The organism is Actinomadura litoris (assembly GCF_009733595.1).
GTDB lineage: Bacteria > Actinomycetota > Actinomycetes > Streptosporangiales > Streptosporangiaceae > Spirillospora > Spirillospora litoris.
Genome location: NZ_WOFH01000011.1, coordinates 134875 through 154613, shown reverse-complemented (window position 1 = coordinate 154613; position 19739 = coordinate 134875). Strand labels below are relative to the sequence as shown.

The following is a 19739-nucleotide window of genomic DNA, read 5'->3' as shown; positions in this document are numbered from 1 at the left end:
GCTCGTGCGATCGCTGGCATCGCTTCGAACTCGCCTGGCGGCTCGCTTCGCGATCAGTTTCTTGCTTCGCTCGAAACTGCCTTCGGACGCGATCGCGGCGTTCCGGTCGGTTGACGGCTGGGGTTAGAACAGCCGGCGGCGAGGTGTGGGTGGGGCTGCGCCCCACCCACAGGCGGCCTGGTCTCTTCACCGATTTTCGTTGGTAGCCTCTGCCTGGCCGCGCTCCTGAACCCTCCCTTGACCTCTGTGGGGCGTCGCCGTTGGAGGTGCGATGGACGTGGTGGTGGCCCTCTTCGCCGGGTCGGTCGTCCAGACCGGCGGCCTGCTGATGGAGTCCCGGCAGGTGATCGGGCTGATCGCCGCGATCCTGGCCGCGATGCTCGCGGCGCAGCTCGGCTGGCACGGCACCGACCGGCTCATCGCCTGGCGGCAGCGTCCCGACGAGGACTGAGCGGGTCAGCGCAGCCGGGCGCGCAGGGCGGTCCCGGCGGCGGGCCAGTCGTCGTCGGTCATGCCGTAGACGGCGGTGTCGCGGACCGAGCCGTCCGCGCGGATCCGGTGCTTGCGGTGGACACCCTCGAACGACGCGCCGAGACGCTCCAGCGCCCGCCGCGACCGCTCGTTGGACACGTGAGTGTGCCAGCCGACGCGGATCGCGCCGAGGTCGTCGAAGGCGCGGCCGAGCAGCAGGAGCTTGGCCTCGGTGTTGACGCCCGTCCGCTGCCAGCGGGTGCCGAGCCGGGTGTGCCCGACGCACAGCCCGCGGTCGGCCGGCGCGACCTCGTAGTAGGAGGTCTCGCCCGCGACCTCGCCGGTCACCGCGTCGATCTGGGCCCACGGCAGCCGGACGCCGCGCTCGCAGTCCGCGAGCGCCTTCCCGATCGCCTCCCGCGTCTCCTCGACGCTCCGGGGCTGGGCGCTGTTCTGCCACGTCCAGATCGCCGGATCCTTGAACGCCTCGAACAGGCCCTCGGCATGGCTCAGGGACAGGGGCTCCAGCCGCACATAGCGGCCGCTCAGGACCGGACGGTCGTACCACGAGCTGCTCATCCGCTCACGCTAGGACCCGCGATGCCGCGCCCGGCAGGGCCACTTAACCGCTATTTCGGCGGGCCACTCGGCGGATACGATGGCGGTCGACGCGACTGGCGCGGTCAAGGTGGATCACCACCGGGGAGCGAACACAGTCCGGACACCGCGCGCCTGGGTGGACGGGGCCCTGGCGACACAGCGCGGAGGAACACATGACGGCTCAGATCCTGGACGGCAAGGCCACCGCCGCCGAGATCCGCTCGAACCTCAAGGCACGCGTGGAGGCGCTCCGCGACCGCGGCGTCTCCGTCGGTCTCGGGACGGTGCTGGTCGGCGACGACCCCGGCAGCCACTCCTACGTCAACATGAAGCACCGCGACTGCGCCGAGGTCGGCATCGAGAGCATCCGCCGCGACCTCCCCGCCACCGCCACGCAGGACGAGGTGGAGCGCGCCGTCGCCGAGCTGAACGCCGACCCGTCCTGCACCGGCTACATCGTCCAGCTCCCGCTGCCCAAGGGCCTGGACGAGCAGCGCGTGCTGGAGCGCATCGACCCCCTCAAGGACGCCGACGGCCTGCACCCGGTCAACCTCGGACGCCTCGTCCTCATGCAGCCGGGCCCGCTGCCGTGCACGCCGAAGGGCATCGTCGACCTGCTGCGCCGCTTCGACGTCCCGCTGAAGGGCGCCGAGGTCACCGTCGTCGGGCGCGGCATCACGGTCGGCCGCTCCCTCGGCCTCCTGCTGACCCGCCGCAGCGAGAACGCGACCGTCACGCTCTGCCACACCGCGACCCGCGACCTGGCCGCGCACACCCGCAAGGCCGACATCGTGGTGGCCGCCGCCGGCGTCCCCGGCCTGATCACGGCCGACATGGTCAAGCCCGGCGCCGCCGTCCTGGACGTGGGCGTCTCCCGCGTGGACGGCAAACTGGCCGGTGACGTGGCCGACGACGTCAAGGACATCGCAGGCTGGGTCGCCCCCAACCCCGGCGGCGTAGGCCCGATGACCAGGGCCATGCTCCTGGCCAACGTCGTCGAGGCCGCAGAAGCCACCCCCTGACCACCGCCCCGAGAGCGCCCTTCGAAGTGACCCCACCGGTCACGCGGACTTGCTGACTGACCGGTGGGGCGAGCCCCACCGGTCAAGATCGCGAAGCCCGATGCCGCGCCTCGGAAAGCCTTGCTAACCCGCACCGACCTGCACAAGGACGTCCGTAAGCTCAGCCCGCGGTGACCGGAACGCCGCGATCGCGTCCGAAGGTAGTTTCGAGCGAAGCAAGAAACTGATCGCGAAGCGAGCCGCCAGGCGAGTCGGAGCGATGCCAGCGATCGCCGCGGTGCCCGCCGAAGGAGGGCGTCCAGCGCCCGACGCCAAGGGCGCTGCTTCAGGCGCAGCGAGCCGTCAGGCGAGTCGGAGCGATGCCAGCGATCGCCGCAGTGCCCGCCGAAGGAGGGCGTCCAGCGCCCGACGCCAAGGGCGCTGCTTCAGGCACAGCGAGCCGTCAGGCGAGTTCGGAGCGATGCCAGCGATCGCCGCAGTGCGTGTGGTGGCGGGGGCCCCAGCGCCCCCCCCCCCCCCCCCGGGGGGGGGGGGGGGGCCCCCCCCCCCCCCCCCCACCACACGCACTGCAATCAGCTAGCTCTGCGGCCGGCGGCGTGGGCCGGGCGGCCCGGTGCGGTGACGTGTCCGGCGGTGTGCCCCGGAGGGCCGGGTCTGCGCGGTTCGGCGCCCCGGACCCCGTTCGTCGCGCGGCCGTCCATGGGGCGGCCCTGCTGGGGGACGTGCACCGGCGGCAGCGGGCGGACGAGGCCCATCGCGATGACCTCGTTCGCCAGCCGTGTCCGGCGGTTGGCCCCTTCGGGGATCCGGAACTTCTGGTAGAGCCGCAGCAGGTGCTGCTTGACGGCCGCCTCGGTGACCACCAGCTCGCCCGCGATGTCGCGGGCGGTGGCGGGCGCCACGAACGCCTCGTCCGAGAGGGCGGGGCGGCAGAGCGCGGTCAGCACGTCGACCTCGCGGCGGGTGAGCTCGGGAGCGACGGCACGCCGCAGCTCGACGTCCGGGTCGACCTCCTCACGGGGGATGCCCCCCATCCGGCAGCGCGCCGTGCCGAAGCTCACGACGTCGCCGTCTTCCAGGACACGGCGGGCGATGGGCCGGCCGTTGACTCGTGTTCCGTTACGGGACAGGCCCATGTCGACTACATACACATACGGGCCGCGTCGAACGATCTCTGCGTGCAAACGGGACACACTCGGGTCGTCGAGGCGGATGTCGACTCCTCTCCCTCTCCCGACCGTCGTAACGTCGGGGCGCAGCGGCACCACCAGCCCGCTGTCCTCGATCCGCATGAACGGCCCCTCCACGGCAGTCCTCCCAGCTAGTTAGCGACCCCTGTCCGACGGGTTACCCGGGCGCGTCACCGTCACACCCTCCTACCGGTGAGTAGCACCGACGGCACAAGGCATTCAGGACCCACGGGCACCCCGTGCGCCCCATCCGTTTCCGTCGCCGCGCGGCGGCGGAGGGCGCGTCCCGCGCCCGGTGGGGTCGGGAGTCGTCCACAAGCGCGCGGACGGTGTCGTGTCGCGCGCCGAATGGCATTACCGTGAAGGTTCACGAAGGGGGCGGACAGGTCATGAGCACGGAGGTGCACCGGCGCAGGCGGCGGGCGCCGCGCCGCAGGGGGGCCGCGCCGCACTGGCTCGGGCGGCTGCCGTACCTGCTCGTCCTCAGCGGGGTCGCGGGCGGTCTCGCGCTGTGCGCGGTGGACCACTTCCGCAAGGGGTCGGGGCTGATGGCCGCCGCGCTGCTGCTCGGCGCGCTCGCCCGGCTGCTGCTGCCGGAGTCGCAGCTCGGGCTGCTGGCCGTCCGCAGCCGCTCGATCGACTGCTGGACGCTCGTGATCCTCGGTGAGATGGTCGCGTTCGTGGCGTTGAGCATCCCCCCGATGGACAAGACCGGTCTGGTCCTCGCCGGGGCGTTCGGCGTCCTGATCGCCGCGGCGATGGTGGTGCGGGGTCTGCGGTTGCTGATCTCCGGACGGCGGGAGGGCCCGCCGGGCTGACGCCGTCCGCGCCGGGGCGGGAAGGGGCAGGTCGAGCCCAGGTCTCGACCTGGTCACAGCCTCGGCTAGCCTAGCCGGGCGAACCTTACAAGGACTGCTGGCCGGTGTAGGAAAGGGACAGCAACAGCATGCCCAAGATCAAAGTAGCGGCCCCCGTCGTCGAGCTCGACGGCGACGAGATGACACGGATCATCTGGAAATTCATCAAGGACCAGTTGATCCTGCCTTATCTGGACGTCGACCTGAAGTACTACGACCTGGGGATCGAGTACCGTGACGCCACGGACGACCAGGTCACCGTCGACGCCGCCAACGCCATCAAGCAGTACGGCGTGGGCGTCAAGTGCGCCACGATCACTCCGGACGAGGCACGCGTCGAGGAGTTCGGCCTGAAGAAGATGTGGCGGTCCCCGAACGGGACGATCCGCAACATCCTCGGCGGCGTGATCTTCCGTGAGCCCATCGTCGCGTCCAACATCCCGCGGCTGGTCCCGGGCTGGACGAAGCCGATCATCATCGGCCGCCACGCGCACGGCGACCAGTACAAGGCCACCGACTTCGTCGTTCCCGGGCCGGGCAAGGTGACGATCACCTACACCCCCGAGGACGACTCCGAGCCGATGGAGTTCGAGATCGCGAACTTCCCCGGCGGCGGCGTCGCGATGGGCATGTACAACTACGACGACTCCATCAGGGACTTCGCCCGGACGAGCATGCGGTACGCGCTCAACCGGGAGATGCCGCTGTACATGTCGACGAAGAACACGATCCTGAAGGCCTATGACGGCCGCTTCAAGGACCTGTTCCAGGAGATCTTCGAGGCCGAGTTCAAGTCGGAGTTCGAGGCCAAGGGCCTGACCTACGAGCACCGGCTGATCGACGACATGGTCGCCGCCGCGCTCAAGTGGGAGGGCGGCTTCGTCTGGGCGGCCAAGAACTACGACGGCGACGTCCAGTCCGACACGCTCGCGCAGGGCTTCGGCTCCCTCGGCCTGATGACCTCCGTGCTGATGACGCCCGACGGCAAGACCGTCGAGGCCGAGGCCGCGCACGGCACGGTGACCCGCCACTACCGGCAGCACCAGCAGGGCAAGCCGACCTCGACCAACCCGATCGCGTCGATCTTCGCCTGGACGCGGGGTCTGGAGCACCGGGGCAAGCTCGACGGCAACTCCCAGCTCGTCGGCTTCGCCAAGGCCCTCGAAGAGGTCTGCGTCGAGACCGTCGAGGCCGGTCAGATGACCAAGGACCTGGCCCTCCTGGTCGGGCCCGACACCGAGTGGCTGACCACCCAGCAGTTCCTTGAGGCCCTCGACACCAACCTTCAAAAGAAGGTCGGCGCCTGAGCCGCGCCGGCTCGCGCTCCCCGCTGCCGCGGGGGTGAGTCTCCGAAGGCCGTCCCGGATCGACATCCGGGACGGCCTTCGCGCTTGCGCGGGCCGGTCCCGGCACCTGGCCGTCGGGCGGGACGGGCCGCGCGATAGCCTGGCCTCGCAACTGTCTCGACGGCGAGAGAACCCGCGGCGGCGCGGCTCTCCGGCGGTCGGGTTGGAAGGATTTCGCAGGATGGCCGCCTGAGCCCCGTCAGGTCCCTCAGCAGGAGAAGAAGGTAATGACGCGCACCCCAGTCACCGTCACCGTCACCGGCGCCGCGGGCCAGATCGGCTACGCGCTGCTGTTCCGCATCGCGTCCGGGCAGCTGCTCGGCGCGGACGTACCCGTGCGGCTGCGGCTGCTGGAGATCCCCCAGGCGGTGAAGGCCGCCGAGGGCACCGCGATGGAGCTGGACGACTGCGCGTTCCCGCTGGTGTCCGGCATCGACATCCACGACGACGCCGTCAAGGCGTTCGAGGGCGCGAACGTCGCGCTGCTGGTCGGCGCCCGGCCGCGGACGAAGGGCATGGAGCGCGGCGACCTGCTGGAGGCCAACGGCGGCATCTTCAAGCCGCAGGGCGAGGCGATCAACGCGGGCGCGGCCGACGACATCAAGGTGCTGGTGGTCGGCAACCCGGCCAACACCAACGCGCTGATCGCGCGGTCGCACGCGCCGGACGTCCCCGCCGAGCGGTTCACCGCGATGACCCGCCTCGACCACAACCGGGCGCTCGCGCAGCTGTCGAAGAAGGCCGGGGTGTCGGTCTCGGAGATCCGCCGCATGACGATCTGGGGCAACCACTCCGCCACCCAGTACCCGGACGTCTTCCACGCCGAGATCGCGGGCAAGAACGCCGCCGAGACGGTCAACGACCAGTCCTGGCTGGAGAACGACTTCATCCCGACCGTCGCCAAGCGCGGCGCGGCGATCATCGAGGCGCGGGGCGCGTCGTCGGCGGCCTCCGCCGCGTCCGCCGCGATCGACCACGTGCACACCTGGGTGAACGGCACCGCCGAGGGCGACTGGACGTCGATGGCGGTCGTGTCGGACGGCTCCTACGGCGTCCCCGAGGGCCTGATCTCCTCCTTCCCCGTCACCACCAAGGACGGCGAGTGGTCGATCGTCCAGGGCCTGGAGATCGACGCCTTCTCCCGGACGCGCATCGACGCGTCGGTGAACGAGCTGTCGGAGGAGCGCGACGCCGTCCGCAAGCTCGGCCTCATCTGACCCCGGTTCCCCGTTTCGAGCCCCGGACCCGCACGGCTGGTCCGGGGCTCGATCGCGTCCGGCCCCGTCGACCTTCTCGGTCGCCGTCGATCCAACGTCGAGACCGTGATCGTGGCGGGGCGGCTGCTCGACGGGGCCTCGGTCGGCTCCGGCGGGCGCTTGCGGCGTCGCGCGACCACCTCTTTGCGGCGCGACGCCGTCCGTCGGCCGGGCCCCTTCTGACTCACCGCATCGCCTGGGACACCGAGCGCGCCCGAGCGCCGGGACCCCCTGTCGGCCCGGGGCTCACGCATGTGAGAAACCCAGTCAAGTCGCCGGTACCGGCCGCTAAGGTGTGATCCGCTCTTATCGGTGATCGTGGAGGCGGCGGGGTGGCAGAACAGGCGTTCCAGGTCGATCTGCGCGGCGTGGTGGATCTGCTGAGCCGCCATCTGTACGCGAGCCCCCGGGTCTACCTGCGGGAGCTGCTCCAGAACGCGGTGGACGCGATCACCGCGCGGGGTGACGGCGACGGCCGGGTGGTGATCGAGACCGGCGGCGGGACGCTGCGGGTCCACGACGACGGGATCGGGCTGACCGAGGCCGAGGTCCATACGCTGCTGGCCACGATCGGCCGCTCGTCCAAGCGCGACGAGCTGGGTTTCGCGCGGCACGACTTCCTCGGCCAGTTCGGGATCGGGCTGCTGTCGGCGTTCCTCGTCGCGGACGAGATCGAGGTGGTCACGCGCTCGGCGCGCGGCGGCGCGGCGGTCCGCTGGACGGGCCTGTCCGGCGGCAGCTACCGGGTCGAGCCCGCCGAGCGCGAGGAGATCGGCACCACCGTGACGCTGCGGGCCCGGCAGGGGTCGGCGGAGCTGCTGAGCCCGCGGGTCGTGGCCGACCTGGCGCGCTCCTACGGGTCGCTGCTGCCGGTCGAGCTGGTCGTGGACGGCGTCCGCGTCACCGGCGACGGCCCCGCGTGGCAGGACGCGCACCGCGACCCGGCGGCACGGCGCCGCGCGCTGGAGCAGTACTGCGAGGAGCTGTACGGGTTCACGCCGTTCGACGTGGTCGACCTCGACGTCCCGGAGGCGGGGCTCACCGGCGTCGCGTTCGTCCTGCCGCATCCGGTCGCGCCGACCGCGCGCGCCGCGCACCGCGTCTACCTGAAGCGGATGCTGCTGGCCGAGGGCGTGGAGGGGCTGCTGCCCGAGTGGGCGTTCTTCGCGCGCTGCGTCGTGGACGCGGGGGAGCTGCGCCCGACCGCGAGCCGCGAGGCCCTCTACGAGGACGAGCTGCTCGACTCGGTGCGGGCGAGCCTCGGCGACGCGCTGCGCCAGTGGCTGGTGCGGCTCTCCGAGACCGATCCGCCCCGGCTGCGCGGTTTCCTGCGCCTGCACCAGCTCGGTGTGAAGGCGATGGCGCTGCACGACGACGACATGCTGCGGATCGTGGACCGCTGGCTCGACTACGAGACCTCCGCCGGGCCGATGACGCTCGCGGAGTTCCGGCGGCGCCACCCCGAGGGCCGCTTCACCCCCGGCGTGGACGAGTTCCGGCGGCTGTCGGCGGTGGCGGCCGCGCAGGGCGTCGGGCTGGTCAACGGCGGCTACGTCCATGACACCGAGATCATCGAGCGGCTGCCGGACATCGACCCCGACATCCGGCTCACCCGGTTGGACACCGCCGAGCTGACCACCACGTTCGGGGTGCTCGACCCGGCGGCGGAGCTGGCGCTGCGGCCGTTCCTGGCGGCGGCGCAGCGGGCGGTGGACCGGCTCGGCTGCGAGGTCGTGCTGCGCGACTTCGACCCGGCCTCGCTGCCCGCGCTGTATCTGACCAGCCGCGACGCGCAGTTCCAGGAGGAGCTGTCGCGGGCGCGCGACGAGGCGGGCGAGCTGTGGGCGGACGTGCTCGGCGCGGTCGGCGCGACGTCCGCGCCGGAGCGGCCGCGGCTCGTCCTCAACCACCGCAACCCGCTGACCAGGCGCGTGACCGCGCTCGCCGAGGACGGCCTGATCGAGCTGGCCGTGCAGGGGCTGTACGGGCAGGCGCTGCTGCTCGGCCACCATCCGCTGCGGCCCGCCGACACGGCGGTGCTGAACCGATCCTTCATCGGCCTGCTGGAGTGGGCCGTCCACGCCCCGGAGGCGCCCGAATGAGCATCGACGACGTCTACGCGTTGATGACGCGGTCCGAAGAGCTGCCCTACGGGGAGGCGCGCACCGTCCTGGTCGAGGACGCGCTGCGCCGCGCCGAGGCCGTGGACGACGACGTGCTCGCGTTCCAGGTGCGGATCCGGCTGACCAACGCCTACCGCTACGGCGGCGAGCCCGCGAAGGCGTTCGCGACGTTCAGCCGGACGCTGGCCGACCACGACCGCGACCCGTCCCGCTTCAGCGAGCTGCGGGGGCTGCTGTGGCAGATGAAGGGGATCGTGAACTCGCTCACCGAGTTCCCCGAGGTCCCCCTGGACCGGACGTACGCGGTGCTGGACGACATGGAGCGCCGCTACAAGGCGGCCGGGTACAGCCTCCAGGCGGTGTACCACTACCGGAACCTGGTGGCCCGGCATGTCGGCGACGCCTCCGCCGAGGACTGGTACGAGCGGTGGCGGGGCGCGGAGCGCGACGACCTGTCGGACTGCGCGGGCTGCGACCCGTCCGGGATGGTGAACCACCTCGTCCGGTACGGGCGGCACGAGGAGGCGTTCGCGGTCGCCGCGCCGGTGCTGGACGCGGAGCTGACCTGCAACGAGCAGCCGCAGGGCATCCAGACCGCGATGCTGCCGGTCTACCTGCGGACCGGCCGGGTCGAGGAGGCCCGGGACGCGCACCGCCGCGCCTACCGGGTGCACCGCTCGCAGCTCGCGGACCTGAGCGACATCGCCGAGCACGTGGCGTTCTGCGCGACGACCGGGAACGAGGCCCGCGCCCTGGAGATCGTCGCGCGGCACCTGGGCTGGCTCGACCGCGCGCCGAGCCCGTACGCGGAGATGCGGTTCGCGGCGGCGGCCGCGCTGGCGCTGCGCCGGATCCTGGACGCGGGGCACACCGAGATGATGATCCGGCGGGTGGCGTCGGGCGACCGGCCGGCGGCGGACGTCCCGCTCGCCGACCTGCACACGGAGCTGGCCGGGCGTGCGGGCGACCTCGCGGTGCGGTTCGACGCCCGCAACGGCACCTCCAGCCAGGGCGACCTGGTGCGGGAGGTGCTGGAGGCGGAGCCGCACGTCGAGTTCCTGCCGCTGGGCGAGCACCACCGGCGCGGGCCCGCCGAGGCGGCGGAGCCGGACGTCCCGCACGACGACCTCGCCTCCCTCGACGGCCCCGACGCGCTGCTGGACGAGGCCGAGCGCGCCCGCCGCGCGGGCGACCTGGCCCGCGCGGTCGCGGCCTGGGAGCGGTTCGACGCCGTCGCGGCGGAGCCCACGGCCGCGCAGCGCGCCCGCCGCCTGAACGGGCGGGCCATGGAACTGGAGGCCGGCGGCGACGTCCAGGCGGCGATGGACCGCTGGCGGGAGGCGATCGAGCTGTTCGGCGAGGCGGGCGAGGACGTCCGCCGCGCCCTGGCGCTCAGCCGCCTCGGCTCGGCCCGGATCCGCGAGGGCGACGAGGCCGGGCTGGACGACCTGGTCGCCGCGGCCGACCGCCTCGCCGCCCGGACCGAGGACGAGAGCGGCGGCCTCGAATCCGCCGCGACGCTGATCAGGCTCGCGGGCGGCTGCCTGGACCTCGGCCGCCCCGCCGACGCCATCGCCGCCCTCGACCGCGTCGAGATCACGGCCGAGGGCGCCACGGCGACGGAGGCGCGGGCCGAGACCGCCCTGCTGCGCGGCGGCGCGCACGCGCTGGCCGGGGACCTCGACGCGGCGCTCCCCACCCTGCGCGGCGGCATCGAGACCGCCCGCGAGCTGCGCGACTCCGAGATGCTGTCCCGGCTGACGCTGGCGTACGTGCGGTCGCGGGCCCACCTGGCGCGCGTGCTGGCGTCCGAGGGGCAGGGGCCGGCGCCCGCCGGTGAGGAGGAGTTCGCGCTGCTCGACGAGGCGCTCGAACGGCTGCCCGCCGGCACCGCGCTGGCCACGCCCCTGCACACCGAGCGGGGCCTGGCGCTGCTGGAGGCGGGCCGTCCCGCCGACGCCGTCGCCGACCTCGCCGAGGCCGTCGCGGGCTGGACGTCGATGGGCGCGCACGAGCAGGCGTTCCGGCTGCGGGTGGACCTCGCCGCCGGGTACCTCTCGGCCGGCCGCCACCTGGAGGCGGCGGAGGTCGCGGAGGAGGCGCTGCCCGCGCTCGGCGAGCCCGGCGACGAGCGGCGCTGCCGCCTGATCCTCGCGCACGCGCAGAAGGAGATGCAGGAGGCGGAGGGCGCGGCGACCTTCCTGTCCCTGGCCGAGGACGCGGCGAAGGAGGAGGACCACGGCGCGACGGCGCACTTCCTGGAGCAGTCCGCCGAGATCCTCACCGGGCTCGACCGGGACGCGCTCGCCGCCGAGCGGTTCGCGCGGTCGGCCGCGTCGTTCGGGGAGGCCGGGGATCCCTACGGCGTCGTCCGCAACCGCCGCCGCGCCGCGATGTGCCTGCTGTGGAGCGGGCGGTCGGACGAGGCCGCCGCCGCGATCGAGACGGCCCGCGAGGCGCTGCCCGGCCTGCCCGCCGACAACGAGCCCGCCCGGATCTGGGAGACGGCGCTCGTCGCCTACGACCAGGCCCGCATCCTCGCCCAGATCGACCGGCTCGCGGACGCGGAGTCGCACGCCTCCGCCGCCGCCGACGGGTTCACGACGCTCGGCGAGACGGACGCGGCGCAGACCGCGACCCGCCTGCGCGACGACCTCAGGTCCGCCCTGGAGTGAGCCGCGCCGGGGCAGGTCGCCCTGGTGAGCCGCCTGGAGTGGGCCGCCTGGAGTGAGCCGCGGTCAGGCCGTCCGCCGCGCCCCGGCCGACGGCACCGCCTCTAGGAAAGCGGGCGGCTGCCAGCCGCGCCTCTCGTAGGTGGCGGTGATCCCGTCGCGGACGCGGGCGGCCCGGTCGGCCGCGGTCAGGACGATCACCGAGCCGCCGAACCCGCCGCCGACCATGCGGCCGCCGCGCGCGCCCGCGCGCAGCGCCGCGTCCACGGCCGCGTCGGCCTCGGGCCAGGAGATCTGGAACTGGTCCCGCAGCGACATGTGCGAGGCGTTCAGCATCGCGCCGAGCTCGGTGACGGCCCCGGCGCGCAGCAGCCCGACCGCGGCCTCGACGCGGTGGTTCTCGGTCACCACGTGCTGGACGCGGCGCCGCAGCACCGGGTCGCGCAGCGAGCCGAGCGCGCCCGCGAGGTCGGTCACGTCCCGCAGGGCGGGGACGCCGAGCCGCGCCGCCGCCTTCTCGCACTCGGCGCGGCGGCGCCCGTAGTCGCCCCCGGCGAGGTTCCGGCTCGCGCGGGTGTTGACGACCAGCAGCGTCAGCCCGGCCTCGGCCGGCGCGAACGGCACCTTCGACGACAGGCCGCTGCGGCAGTCCAGCAGCAGCGCGTGCCCGGCCTCGCACAGCAGCGAGGCGGACTGGTCCATCACCCCGCAGGGCACGCCGACCTGGTCGTTCTCGGCCCGCTGCGCGAGCCGGGCCAGCTCGGCGGGCTCGATCCGGGCCTCGTGCAGGTCGCGGAGGGCGAGGGCGGTGGCGCACTCCAGCGCGGCCGAGGAGGAGAGCCCGGCGCCCTGCGGCAGGTCGGAGTCGATCAGCAGGGACGCGCCGCCCGTCCCGTGGTCGCGCAGGACGCGCGCCACGCCGACCGGGTAGGCGGCCCAGGCCCGGTCCGGGGGCCAGCCCTCCGCGACGACCGGCCCACCGTCCACGGACGCTCGTACGACGCTCTCCCCGGCCTGCCGGGACACGACCTCGACCACGCCGTCGCCGCGCCGCGCGGCGGCCACCGACACGCCCCGCGAGAGCGCGAACGGCAGCGCGAGCCCGTCGTTGTAGTCGGTGTGCTCCCCGATGAGGTTGACGCGCCCGGGAGCGTGCCAGACCCCCTCCGGGGAGCGCCCGAAGATCTCGGCGAACGACCTGGTCATCGCGAGCGGAGGAAGGTCCAGGCGTCGGCGACCATGGTGTGCAGGTCCCGCTCCACCTTCCAGCCGAGCCGTGTCCTGATCTTCTCCGAGGACGCGACGAGCACGGCCGGGTCGCCGGGACGGCGCGGGGCGATCTCGGCGGGGATCTCCCGGCCGGTGACCTCGCGGCAGACCTCAAGGACCTCAAGGACCGAGTTGCCGCTGCCGCTGCCCAGGTTGAAGATCTCGTGGGTGCCCGGCGCGCCGGCCTCCAGGGCCAGCAGGTGCGCGCGGCCGAGGTCGGCGACGTGGATGTAGTCGCGCACGCAGGTGCCGTCGGGCGTGGGGTAGTCCTCGCCGAACAGGCGCACCGCGTCCCGCTCGCCCTGCGCGGTCTTCAGCACGTTGGGGATCAGGTGGGTCTCGATGTCGTGCCGCTCGCCCTGCCGCCCGTAGGCGCCCGCGACGTTGAAGTAGCGCAGCGAGACCGCGCCGATGCCGTGCAGCCGCGCGTACTCGGTGAGCGTGGTGTCGATCGCCAGCTTGGACGCGCCGTAGGGGTTGGTCGGACGGGTCGGGTCGGTCTCCAGGATCGGTGTCGACTCCGGCTCCCCGTACACCGCCGCCGTCGAGGAGAACACGATGCGGGGGACGCCCGCGACGCGCATCGCCTCCAGCAGCGCCAGCGACTCGCCGAGGTTCTTGTCCCAGTACAGACCGGGCTTTTCCACCGACTCCCCGACCAGCGACTTGGCGGCGAAGTGCAGCACGGCGTCGAACCCGGCGCCGCCGAGCACCTCCGCCGCCGTGTCGCGCAGCGTCCCGCGCACCAGCCGCGCGCCCTCGGGGACGGCGTCCTCGTGCCCGGTGGACAGGTCGTCCAGCACGACGACCTCGTGCCCCGATTCCAGGAGCAGGGCGGAGACGACGCTGCCGATGTACCCGGCGCCTCCGGTGACGAGCAGCTTCACGAGCTACCTCCAGTGGACGGCTGAGCAGACGGCTCTGCACAGACGGTGCTGAACTAACGGCTGTCGAACTGCGGCTGTCGGACCGCGGCGGGGGTGTCGTCCAGGCTATCCGCAACCGGGTGCGGGGAAGGGGCATCCGGTGGACCTTGGGCCGTCCGCCCCCCAGAGCCGACATAGGCGGTGAATATGATGTGCGGGACGCGCAGGCGCGGCGACGCGGCAGACCGTGCCGTCGAGACCGTGCCGTCGGCGCGCGCCCCCGCCCGCGATCCCGCGGGCGGTCGCCCCGCACGAGGCGCCGGCCCGCGAGGAGCCCGGCGGCACCTGAGAGAATCGGTCCGTGGACATGTCCGTAGCTTCCAACCCCGCAGGCGGCTCCTCCTCCGAGGGCGGTCCCGCGCTCCCCCGCGTCTTCTCGGGGATCCAGCCCACCGCCGACTCCTTCCACCTCGGCAACTACCTGGGCGCGCTGCGGCAGTGGGTCGCGATGCAGGACACCCACGACGCGTTCTACTGCGTGGTCGACCTCCACGCGATCACGATCGAGCACGACCCGGCCGTGCTGCGCCGCCGGACCAAGGTCGCCGCCGCCCAGCTCCTGGCGATGGGCGTCGACCCCGACCGCGCCACCGTGTTCGTGCAGAGCCACGTCCCCGAGCACGCCGAGCTGGCGTGGGTGCTCGGCTGCCTCACCGGGTTCGGCGAGGCCGGGCGGATGACCCAGTTCAAGGACAAGTCGTCCAAGCAGGGCTCGGCGGGCACCAGCGTCGGCCTGTTCACCTACCCGGTCCTCCAGGCCGCCGACATCCTGCTCTACAGCCCCGAGCCGGGCCCGGACGCCCCCGACCTGCGGGTCCCGGTCGGCGAGGACCAGCGGCAGCACCTGGAGCTGACCCGCACCCTCGCCGGGCGCTTCAACCACCGCTTCGGCGAGACGTTCGTCGCCCCCGAGGCGTTCATCCCCAAGGACGCCGCGAAGATCACCGATCTTCAGGAGCCGACCGCGAAGATGAGCAAGTCGGCGTCCTCGCCGCAGGGCATCGTGGACGTCCTGGAGGACCCGGGCCCGATGCGCAAGAAGATCATGCGGGCGGTCACCGACACCGGCTCCGAGGTCGTCTACGACGAGGAGAAGAAGGCGGGCGTCACCAACCTGCTGCGGATCTACTCCGCGCTGGAGGGCACGTCCGTCGCCGATCTGGAGGCCCGGTACGCGGGCTCGGGCTACGGCCAGTTCAAGAAGGACCTCGCGCAGGTCGTCCTCGACACCTTCACGCCGATCAGGGAGCGCACGCTCCGGCTCCTGGACGACGAGGAGCGGCTCGAACGGCTCCTGGCGCACGGCGCGGGCCGCGCCTCGGCCGTCGCCGAGCGGACGATGGAGATCGTCCGCGACCGGGTGGGATTCGTGGGACGTGGTCGCTGAGCGGGCGGACGCGGGAGGCCGCGGGACGGGCACGCGCCCGCCCGGCGTCCGGATGATCGGGGTGGCGATCCCGATCCCGGACCCCCACGGCGCGCTGCTGCAACGCAAGCGCGCCTCGTTCGGCGATCCGCTCGCGGGCGCGATCCCGACCCACATCACGCTGCTGCCGCCCACCGAGGTGGACGCGGCGGCGCTCGGGGCCGTCGAGGCGCACCTGCGGGCGATCGCGCGCACCGAGCGCCCGTTCCGCATCCGGTTGCGTGGCAGCGGAACGTTCCGTCCAGTCTCACCGGTCGTGTTCGTAGCTCTGGCCGAGGGAATCGGTGGTTGCGAGCGGCTCCAGGCGCGTGTTCTGTCGGGGCCGCTCGACCGTCCGCTCGACTACCCGTACCACCCGCACGTGACGATCGCCCACCACCTGCCCGACGAGGTCATGGACCGCGCGTTCAAGGACCTCGCCGGATACGCCGCCGACTTCGACGTCTGGGGGTTCTCCCTGTACGTGCACGGCGGCGACGGCGTGTGGCGCCCCCAGCACGACTACGTGTTCGGTTCCGGAAGCGCGGCCCCCTGACGCTGGAGGCGCGGACCCGGGCGCCGTGCCCCGAGGACGCGCAACCCCTTTCGGGCAACGGAATGTTCAACCCGTGATTACCGTGCGCTGCATCGGAGCGCCGGATGTGGGTACGTTCCGTCCATGCGGCAGGTGATCACGAAGGTCAGGCGGGGGAGCGAGGCCCGGTTCCAGGCCCGCCTGGGCGCGGGACGTGAGCTGCTGCGGGGCTGGCGCGCGCGCTGGAAGTGGTTCGACCACCTGGGCCGGGCGTTCGAGCGCTACACCGACCGGCGCGGCGAGCGGCTCGCGGCGGCCCTCACCTACCACGCGTTCCTGTCCTTCTTCCCGCTGCTCGCGCTCGCCTACGCGCTGCTCGGCTACCTCGTCGGCGTCAGCACGCAGGCGCGGGACTACTTCGTGAAGGCCGTCAACTCGCTGCTGCCCGGCCTGTCCGACGAGCTCCAGGTGGAGCAGATCGCCCAGTCCAAGACGGCCGTCGGCATCGTCGGCGTGGCCGCGCTGCTGTTCACCGGGCTCGGCTGGGTCGACGTGCTGCGCGAGTCCCTGCGCGACATCTGGGACAACAAGCCGACCGGCGGCGGCAACTTCGCCAGCAAGCGGCTGTGGGACCTCGCCGTCCTGCTGTTCCTCGGCGTGATCCTGATCTGCGGCATCGCGGTCTCGACCATCACCACCTCGGCGACGCACACCGTCCTGTCGTGGATGGGGCTGGAGGACGTCACCGGCGCCGGGACGGCCCTGCGGCTGCTGTCGCTGGCCGTCGCCATGGCCTTCGACACCGTGATCTTCCTGGTGCTGTTCACCCGGCTCTCGGGCACCCGCGCGCCCTGGCGGCGGATCGCGCGCGGGGCGCTGTTCGGCGCGGTCGGCTTCGAGCTGCTCAAGCAGGTCGCGACGCTGCTGATCGGCCGCACCACGCAGAACCCCGTCTACGCCTCGTTCGCCGTCCTGGTCGGGCTGATGGTGTGGATGAACATCGTGTCCCGGTTCGTGCTCTTCGTCGCCGCCTGGACGGCCACGCGGCGCGTCGTCATGAGCGCCGACGAGGGCAACCCGGAGCGCACCGACCCCGGCGCCGAGCCCCGGGACAGGATCGACCCGATCCCGAACCGCCCGGCGACCGCCCGCTGACCCCGGTGCCCCCGTCGGTTCGCTGACCCCGCGGGCTACGGGTTGGGGTCCTCGTAGGACGGCTCGCCCGGCGCGGCCGCCCGCGCGGCGGGCAGCGGCCCGTAGCGGTACCGGCGGCGCCGCCGCAGCACCGCCGCCAGCACCCCGATCGCGAGGACGGCGCCGACCGCGCCGCCGCCCACGAGCAGCCACATCCGGGTCGAGTTGTCGGAGGCCAGCGGGGCGTCGGGCAGCAGGCCGCCCGAGCCGTCCTTGCCGGGCTCGGGCGCGTCGCCGGGCGGCACCAGCGCGCCCACCGGCTTGGTCTTGCCGCGCGCCGCGAACCCCCAGTCCAGCAGCTTGACCGCGTACGGCGAGGGCGGCTGGTCGGCCCGCATCAGCGAGATGACGATCGTGTGCCCGCCGCGCCGGGCGGCGGCCACGTAGGTCTGCCCGGCCGCGACCGTGTAGCCGTTCTTGCCGCCGAGCAGGCCGTCGTAGCCGTACCGCTCGCCCGGCAGCAGCTTGTTGTGCGTGTGGATCGGGTACCCGCCGACCTTCTTGCCCTTCTTGCGCTCCTTCTTGGTGGGCGGCGCCGGGAACTGGAAGTCGATCGCCTGCACGTAGCGGCGGTAGTCGGCGCTCTTCAGCCCCTCGCGCAGGATCAGCGCCAGGTCGTAGGCCGAGGTGTGCTGGGTCCGCACGTCCAGCCCGAGGTCCTTGTCGAGGCCGTTCGGCGACCCGGCGAGCGTGTCGCGGGCGTTGATCCGCCTGGCCTCGGCGTTCATGTCGGCGATGGTCTTCTTCAGCCCGCCGTCCGCCTCGGCGAGCGTCACCGCCGCGTCGTTGGCGGACATCATCATCAGCGCGTGGAAGAGGTCGGACACCTTGTACGCCATCTTCGGCGTCAGCCCGACCTTCGTGCCCTCCACGTCGCACGCCTTCTGCGAGGGGTGGACGAGCCGGTCGGGATCCAGGCGCGGGACCAGGGTCAGCGCGGTCAGCGTCTTCAGCGTGCTCGCCGGCAGGTAGCGGCCGTGCGGGTCCTTGGCCGCCAGCACCTCGCCGGTGTCGCCGTCGGCGACCAGGTACGAGGACGCCTTGATCTTCGGCAGCGCCGGGACGCCCGCCATCTGGTTGACGACGACCCCGCGCCCCGCGAGCTGCGGCCCGCCGACCGGGTCGGCCGGCGGCGCGGCCAGCGCGGGTGGCGCGGTGAGGGCGACCGCCAGGAACGGCACGGTGATCACCGCCACGGCGCGGCGCGTACGGGTCCGCGATGCCTGTAGGTCTGGTAGCAAGCTCCCGCCGCTCCTAGCTTCCGCAGCTCCGCGGCTGCCCCCAACGCCCATGACTCCCCCGAAGACTAGGCGACGTATCCGGAGGAGAGGTACCCGGACCGGGAGACACCATCCTCGGGATGATTCGGGACTAACCGAGCGTAGGGGACACCCGTCATCCGTTACAGTCTGTCATGGGCGGTATTTTGGGACGGGCTGACTAGTTCGATCTAGTGGTGTCGCGGACGTGTTCGATGACCGAAAAGTGTGGCTCGGCCTTGTTCGTCGCCCGCCCGTACGAGTCAATTGGTCCACAAAGGGCATGGAGAACCGGCGAGGCGACGGGCGCGGGCGCCATCATGGAACGAACACGTGACCTGGACCGGCGTTTGTCCAGGCTTAGGGACCCGCTGGCTGAATTGCGCCACGTGCCACGCAACGACCTGCAAGGATTGTGGACGGAGGTTGGCCGTGGCCATTGACTTCAACGCATCGAACGGGGCGACGCTCGGAGTCGAGTGGGAGCTCCAGCTGGTCGATGCGGAGACCAGGCACCTGCGACAGGACGCCCGCGAGGTGCTCGCCGCCCTGCCCGTCCTCGGCGAGATCACGGGGCTCCCGAAGATCCGGCACGAGCTGATGGAGTCGACGGTCGAGATCGTCACCGACATCTGCCACACCGTGGGGGAGGCCAAGAACGACCTCGCGGGCACACTGTCGGCCCTGCGCGGCGCCGCCGCCGAGCGCGACCTGACGCTCGCCTGCACGGGCACCCACCCGATCAGCGACTGGCGGGACGCGGTGATGGCGCCGATGGGCCGCTACGCCCAGCTCATCGAGGAGATGCAGTGGCTGGCCCGCCGCATCCAGACGTTCGGCGTCCACGTCCACGTGGGCGTCTCCGACGGCGCCAAGGCGATCCCGATCGTGAACGCGCTGTCGGCCTACCTGCCGCACTTCCTGGCGCTGACCGCCTCCAGCCCGTTCTGGAGCGGCAGCGACACCGGGCTGGCCTCCTGCCGGGCCGTCGTCTTCGGCCAGCTTCCAACGGCCGGACCACCCCACTTGCTGGACGACTGGGCCGCGTTCGAGGATTACATGGACACGCTGCTCCGCGCCGGAACGATCCGCAGCATCAAGGAGGTCTGGTGGGACATCCGTCCGCACCCGGACTTCGGCACTGTCGAGATCCGCATGTTCGACGGGATCCCGACGATGCGCGAGGTGGGCATGGCCGCCGCGCTGTGCCAGAGCCTCGTCACGCTGTTCGACCAGCAGCTCGACCGCGGCTACACGCTGCCCAGGCCCGCCGCGTGGGTGGTACGCGACAACAAGTGGAGGGCGACCAGATACGGACTCGACGCCATCGTCATCACCGATGACACTGGTAGTACCGCACCACTCCGCGACGACATCTACGAGCTGATCCGCGAACTGGAGCCGGTGGCCGACCGGCTCGGCTGCGCGGAGGAGCTCAAGGTGGCCGGGGAGGTGCTCGAACACGGGGCGCCGTACGAACGGCAGCGCGCGATCCGCGCCGAGGGCGGCACGTTGGAGCACATCGTCGACGCGGCGATCACCGAGCTCGCGGAGGACAGGTTCGTCACACTGGGGGAGGTCGCACATGCCGGGACCTGAGGAACCGGCCGGCGC

Annotated in this window: 15 protein-coding genes, 1 pseudogene and 1 riboswitch; of the genes and pseudogenes, 11 read left to right on the top strand and 5 right to left on the bottom strand. The window is 72.6% G+C overall.

What is annotated here, in order from left to right:
* The first annotated feature begins 271 nt into the window (after window positions 1-271).
* On the top strand, window positions 272-451 hold the full coding sequence (locus tag GNZ18_RS28345) for a hypothetical protein (RefSeq protein WP_156219606.1): 180 nt from the start codon (window positions 272-274) through the stop codon (window positions 449-451).
* Window positions 452-456: 5 nt separating this feature from the next.
* Here the strand turns inward: GNZ18_RS28345 and GNZ18_RS28340 are convergent, their stop codons facing one another.
* The gene (locus GNZ18_RS28340) at window positions 457-1050 is read right to left on the bottom strand and encodes a GNAT family N-acetyltransferase (RefSeq protein ID WP_156219605.1); all 594 of its coding nucleotides are present in this window, start codon (window positions 1048-1050) and stop codon (window positions 457-459) included.
* 81 nt (window positions 1051-1131) lie between these two features.
* A riboswitch (ZMP/ZTP riboswitch) is annotated at window positions 1132-1216 on the top strand.
* 28 nt (window positions 1217-1244) lie between these two features.
* On the opposite strand from GNZ18_RS28340, the gene GNZ18_RS28335 reads away from it, so the two are divergent.
* Window positions 1245-2093: a bifunctional methylenetetrahydrofolate dehydrogenase/methenyltetrahydrofolate cyclohydrolase gene (locus GNZ18_RS28335; RefSeq protein ID WP_156219604.1), complete on the top strand. Its 849-nt coding sequence runs from the start codon at window positions 1245-1247 to the stop codon at window positions 2091-2093.
* Window positions 2094-2824: 731 nt separating this feature from the next.
* Here GNZ18_RS28335 and GNZ18_RS28330 read toward each other — a convergent pair.
* Window positions 2825-3400: pseudogene (locus GNZ18_RS28330) on the bottom strand (FHA domain-containing protein); the annotation flags it as partial.
* Window positions 3401-3672: 272 nt separating this feature from the next.
* Here GNZ18_RS28330 and GNZ18_RS28325 point away from each other — a divergent pair.
* The 5 genes from GNZ18_RS28325 to GNZ18_RS28305 all read left to right on the top strand — a co-directional run bounded on the left by GNZ18_RS28325 (window position 3673) and on the right by GNZ18_RS28305 (window position 11540).
* Window positions 3673-4101 carry a DUF3017 domain-containing protein gene (locus GNZ18_RS28325; protein WP_156219602.1) on the top strand — a complete coding sequence of 143 codons (429 nt, stop codon included), beginning with the start codon at window positions 3673-3675 and terminating at the stop codon, window positions 4099-4101.
* Between the two features lie 128 nt (window positions 4102-4229).
* Window positions 4230-5447, top strand: a complete 1218-nt coding sequence (locus tag GNZ18_RS28320) for an NADP-dependent isocitrate dehydrogenase (RefSeq protein ID WP_156219601.1) — start codon at window positions 4230-4232, stop codon at window positions 5445-5447.
* Between the two features lie 266 nt (window positions 5448-5713).
* Window positions 5714-6703, top strand: a complete 990-nt coding sequence (locus GNZ18_RS28315) for a malate dehydrogenase (protein WP_156219600.1) — start codon at window positions 5714-5716, stop codon at window positions 6701-6703.
* Between the two features lie 371 nt (window positions 6704-7074).
* Window positions 7075-8844 (top strand): HSP90 family protein, encoded by a 1770-nt coding sequence (locus tag GNZ18_RS28310; protein WP_312874797.1) that lies wholly within the window; start codon window positions 7075-7077, stop codon window positions 8842-8844.
* Window positions 8841-11540, top strand: coding sequence for a hypothetical protein (locus GNZ18_RS28305; RefSeq protein WP_156219599.1), 2700 nt, complete (start codon window positions 8841-8843; stop codon window positions 11538-11540). The genes GNZ18_RS28310 and GNZ18_RS28305 overlap by 4 nt, the downstream gene beginning before the upstream one ends.
* Before the next feature lie 63 nt (window positions 11541-11603).
* Here GNZ18_RS28305 and galK read toward each other — a convergent pair whose 3' ends face one another.
* Both galK and galE read right to left on the bottom strand, forming a co-directional pair.
* Window positions 11604-12743, bottom strand: a complete 1140-nt coding sequence (gene galK / locus GNZ18_RS28300; protein WP_156219598.1) for a galactokinase — start codon at window positions 12741-12743, stop codon at window positions 11604-11606.
* Window positions 12740-13693, bottom strand: a complete 954-nt coding sequence (gene galE / locus GNZ18_RS28295) for a UDP-glucose 4-epimerase GalE (protein WP_214618314.1) — start codon at window positions 13691-13693, stop codon at window positions 12740-12742. Before galE ends, galK begins: the two co-directional genes overlap by 4 nt.
* A 346-nt stretch (window positions 13694-14039) precedes the next feature.
* On the opposite strand from galE, the gene trpS reads away from it, so the two are divergent.
* From trpS to GNZ18_RS28280, 3 genes are all read left to right on the top strand, one after another.
* Window positions 14040-15119 carry a tryptophan--tRNA ligase gene (gene trpS, locus GNZ18_RS28290; protein ID WP_156219854.1) on the top strand — a complete coding sequence of 360 codons (1080 nt, stop codon included), beginning with the start codon at window positions 14040-14042 and terminating at the stop codon, window positions 15117-15119.
* Entirely contained in the window at window positions 15109-15693 is a 585-nt protein-coding gene (locus tag GNZ18_RS28285) for a 2'-5' RNA ligase family protein (RefSeq protein WP_308166089.1), read from the top strand. The genes trpS and GNZ18_RS28285 overlap by 11 nt, the downstream gene beginning before the upstream one ends.
* 123 nt (window positions 15694-15816) lie before the next feature.
* Window positions 15817-16827, top strand: a complete 1011-nt coding sequence (locus tag GNZ18_RS28280; RefSeq protein WP_156219597.1) for a YihY/virulence factor BrkB family protein — start codon at window positions 15817-15819, stop codon at window positions 16825-16827.
* 35 nt (window positions 16828-16862) lie between these two features.
* Here GNZ18_RS28280 and GNZ18_RS28275 read toward each other — a convergent pair whose 3' ends face one another.
* Window positions 16863-18062, bottom strand: coding sequence for a D-alanyl-D-alanine carboxypeptidase family protein (locus tag GNZ18_RS28275; RefSeq protein WP_308166090.1), 1200 nt, complete (start codon window positions 18060-18062; stop codon window positions 16863-16865).
* 495 nt (window positions 18063-18557) lie between these two features.
* Here GNZ18_RS28275 and GNZ18_RS28270 point away from each other — a divergent pair, with 495 nt between their 5' ends.
* Window positions 18558-19724 carry a glutamate--cysteine ligase gene (locus GNZ18_RS28270; protein ID WP_214618316.1) on the top strand — a complete coding sequence of 389 codons (1167 nt, stop codon included), beginning with the start codon at window positions 18558-18560 and terminating at the stop codon, window positions 19722-19724.
* The last annotated feature ends 15 nt before the right edge of the window (window positions 19725-19739 follow it).